This window comes from Streptomyces sp. NPDC054841 (assembly GCF_053611045.1).
Map to the genome: position 1 here is coordinate 1 of NZ_JBSGZO010000712.1, position 3,209 is coordinate 3,209.

A 3,209-nucleotide genomic window follows, 5' to 3' on the forward strand; every position below is an offset into this window, starting at 1 on the left:
TCTTGACCGAGGCGTAGTGCCGGTACTGGAAGTCGGGGCCGTACCGCTTCAGCCCGGCGGCCGACCGCGCCACGATCTGCGGGTCCAGCGTGGGCAGCGGCAGTGCCCAGGCGCCGGTCTCCTTGCTGAACCGGGGCGCGGACAGCGGCGCCCTGGCCCGGCGGCCCACCAGGCGCGGTTCGTGCAGCCGTCGCTCGTGGGCCGCGCGGACCGTCTGGCGCTGCCGCCCCATCGCGGTGACCGCGGAGGCGAACGTACCGCCGGAGAACATCCCCCCGCCGCGAACGAATCCGTCGACGCGCAGCGGTACGTCTTCCGGCAGCTGCAGGACCGTGAAGTACGCCCCCAGGTCGTGCGGCACCGAGTCGAAGCCGCACGCGTGCACGATCCGGGCGCCGGTCTCGCGGGCCCGCGCGTCGTGCCGTACGAACATGGTGTCCACGAACTCCGGCTCACCCGTGAGGTCGGCGTAGTCCGTCCCGGCCTCCGCGCAGGCCGCGACCAGCGGCTCCCCGTACCAGACGTACGGGCCGACGGTCGTCGCCACCACATGGGTGGACTCGGCGAGTTCGCGCAGCGAATCCGGGTCCGCCGCGTCGGCGACGATCACAGGCAGTCCGGAGCATGCGGGATTGATCACGGCGAGCCGCTCGCGCAGCTGCTCCAGCTTGGTGGCACTGCGCCCGGCGACGGCCCAGCGGCAGCCCTCGGGCGCATGCGCGGCGAGGTACTCGGCAGTGAGCGTGCCGACGAAGCCGGTGGCTCCGAAGAGCACGATGTCGTACGGCCGCTCCGGCCCGTTCTGCCTGTTCACTAGCCCCTCCGCCTGGCTCGAGGTCCTGCCCGCCCGGTCCCGCCGGGCTCGTCGACCGGACAGGACCTTGCCCCGCGCCGACGTCGGTGGCCGAGGCTAGCGTGAGACAGGACAGTCCGCGCGACCGGGAGGACGGGATGGCGGCAGCACCGAAGCATGCCCTGGCGAAATGGGAGAAGGTGCGGTCCTTTGCCCTGGGCCTGCCGGGCGCGGCCGAGGAGTTTCCCTGGGGCGAGACGGTCGTCAAGGTCAACAAGAAGATCTTCGTCTTCATGGGTGTGGACGACGGCAGCCATCCGCTGGGCATAGGCGTCAAGCTCAAGGACGAGGCGATGCACGCGCACGCCCTGTCCTGCCCGGGTGCCGAGCCGTCGGGCTACGGCCTGGGGAAGGCGGGCTGGGTGCGGATCCCACGCGCCCGGAAGGGTGCTCCTACGGCGGACGTGCTCTGCGACTGGGTCGCGGAGAGCTACCGGACGATCGCCACGAAGAAGTTGATCGCGGTGCTGGACGCGCGCTGAGTTTCCGCCGCCGCAGGCCGCCTGTGGAAAAACAAGCGCTCGCTTGTCCACAGGGCTTGTGCGGAGTGGAACCCGTTCTTAACATCACTGATGTTACATCAGTTGTGTCATAGCGCTGGGGGCCTTGATGGCAGCGACAGAGAACGGTCCGCCGAGCGGTCCGCTGGCCGGGGTGCGCGTGGTCGAGCTGGCGGGCATCGGGCCCGGCCCGTTCGCCGCCATGCTGCTCGCCGACCTCGGCGCCGACGTCGTCCGTATCGACCGTCCCGGCGGCGCGGGACTCGCGATCGACCCCGCGTACGACCTCACCAATCGCAACAAAAGGTCTGTTCTGATCGACCTCAAGGCCGACGGCGGACCGGAGCAGGTGCTCGGCCTCGTCGAGCGCGCCGACGTCCTCATCGAGGGCTACCGCCCGGGTGTCGCCGAGCGGCTCGGCGTCGGGCCGAAGGAGTGCCACGCCCGTAACCCCAAGCTGGTGTACGGCCGGATGACCGGCTGGGGGCAGGACGGGCCGCTCGCCCAGCGCGCCGGTCACGACATCGCGTACATCGCGATCACCGGCACCCTCGGCATGATCGGCAAACCCGATGAGCCGCCCGCCGTCCCCGCCAATCTCGTCGGTGACTACGCGGGAGGCTCGCTCTATCTCGTCATCGGCGTGCTGGCCGCACTGCAGCACGCCCGTGGCGAGGGCGGCACGGGCCAGGTCGTGGACGCGGCGATCGTCGACGGTGCCGCCCATCTGGCCACGATGATCCACGGAATGATGGCGGCCGGCGGCTGGCAGGACCGCCGCGGTGCCAATCTCCTCGACGGCGGCTGCCCCTTCTACGGGAACTACGAGACCGCCGACGGGGAGTACATGGCGGTGGGGGCCCTTGAGCAGCAGTTCTACAACGAGTTCATCGAGCTGCTCGGCATCAAGGACGAGACACCGGCCCGCAAGGACTTCGCCCGCTGGGACGAGCTGCGCGCAGCCGTCGCCGACCGCTTCCGCACGAAGACGCGCGAGGAGTGGACCGCGGTCTTCGAGGGCTCCGACGCGTGCGTCGCGCCCGTACTGTCGCTGCGCGAGGCGCCGAGGCACCCGCACCTCGCGGAGCGCGGCACCTTCACCGACCACGGCGGGATCACCCAGCCGGCCCCCGCACCGCGGTTCTCCGCGACTCCGGGGTCCCTGCGCCGCCCGCCCGCCCAGCCCGGCGCGGACACTGAAGAGGTGGCCCGCGACTGGGGCGTACCCGGCATCCTGCACACGGACGGAGACCGCTGATGGAACTGTCCACTCCGTTGAGCTACGCGGGCGATCCGCGCCGGGCCGCCGACGAGGTCGCCGCGCTGGAGTCCGCCGGGCTGGACGCCGTCTGGGTCGCCGAGGCGTACGGCTTCGACTCACCGACGATCATGGGCTATCTGGCGGCCCGTACCGAGCGGATGAAGATCGGTGCGGCCATCCTCAATGTCTACTCCCGCACCCCCGCGCTCCTCGCCCAGACCGGCGCCGGCCTCGACGCGATCTCCGGCGGCCGGGCGATCCTCGGCCTCGGCGCCTCAGGACCGCAGGTGGTCGAGGGCTGGCACGGTAAGCCCTACGACAAGCCGCTCGGCCGCACCCGCGAGGCGATCGAGCTGTGCCGCCGGATCTGGCGGCGCGAGGTCATCGACCACCACGGCATCACCGACATGCCGCTTCCGCCGGAGAAGGGCGGACGGCTCGGCAAACCGCTGAAGATTCTCACCAAGCCGGTGCGCGACACGATCCCGCTGTACGTCGCCTCGCTCGGCCCGGCCAACGTCCGGATGACCGCCGAGATCGCCGACGGCTGGCTGCCGACGCTCTTCGTGCCCGAGAAGGCCCACCAGGTCTGGGG

Annotated in this window: 4 protein-coding genes; 3 read left to right on the top strand and 1 reads right to left on the bottom strand. The window is 71.2% G+C overall.

Annotation, left to right across the window (positions count from 1 at the left end; all coding sequences use genetic code 11):
- On the bottom strand, positions 1–814 hold an 814-nt coding region (locus ACWGI8_RS42120), incomplete at its 3' end, for a saccharopine dehydrogenase family protein (protein WP_453668747.1).
- Positions 815–951: 137 nt separating this feature from the next.
- Between ACWGI8_RS42120 and ACWGI8_RS42125 the strand changes: the two genes are divergently transcribed.
- From ACWGI8_RS42125 to ACWGI8_RS42135, 3 genes are all read left to right on the top strand, one after another.
- Positions 952–1,335: an MmcQ/YjbR family DNA-binding protein gene (locus tag ACWGI8_RS42125; protein ID WP_453668748.1), complete on the top strand. Its 384-nt coding sequence runs from the start codon at positions 952–954 to the stop codon at positions 1,333–1,335.
- A 127-nt stretch (positions 1,336–1,462) separates the two neighbouring features.
- Positions 1,463–2,611 (top strand): CaiB/BaiF CoA transferase family protein, encoded by a 1,149-nt coding sequence (locus ACWGI8_RS42130; protein WP_453668749.1) that lies wholly within the window; start codon positions 1,463–1,465, stop codon positions 2,609–2,611.
- Positions 2,611–3,209, top strand: a 599-nt coding sequence (locus ACWGI8_RS42135; RefSeq protein WP_453668750.1) for an LLM class flavin-dependent oxidoreductase, incomplete at its 3' end; no start/stop codon positions are given. The genes ACWGI8_RS42130 and ACWGI8_RS42135, both read left to right, overlap by 1 nt.

Bases quoted from the DNA above. Each gene is read 5' to 3' on its own strand.
- ACWGI8_RS42125 (WP_453668748.1), top strand. From the start codon at position 952: ATGGCGGCAGCACCGAAGCATGCCCTGGCGAAATGGGAGAAGGTGCGG.
- ACWGI8_RS42130 (WP_453668749.1), top strand. From the start codon at position 1,463: ATGGCAGCGACAGAGAACGGTCCGCCGAGCGGTCCGCTGGCCGGGGTG.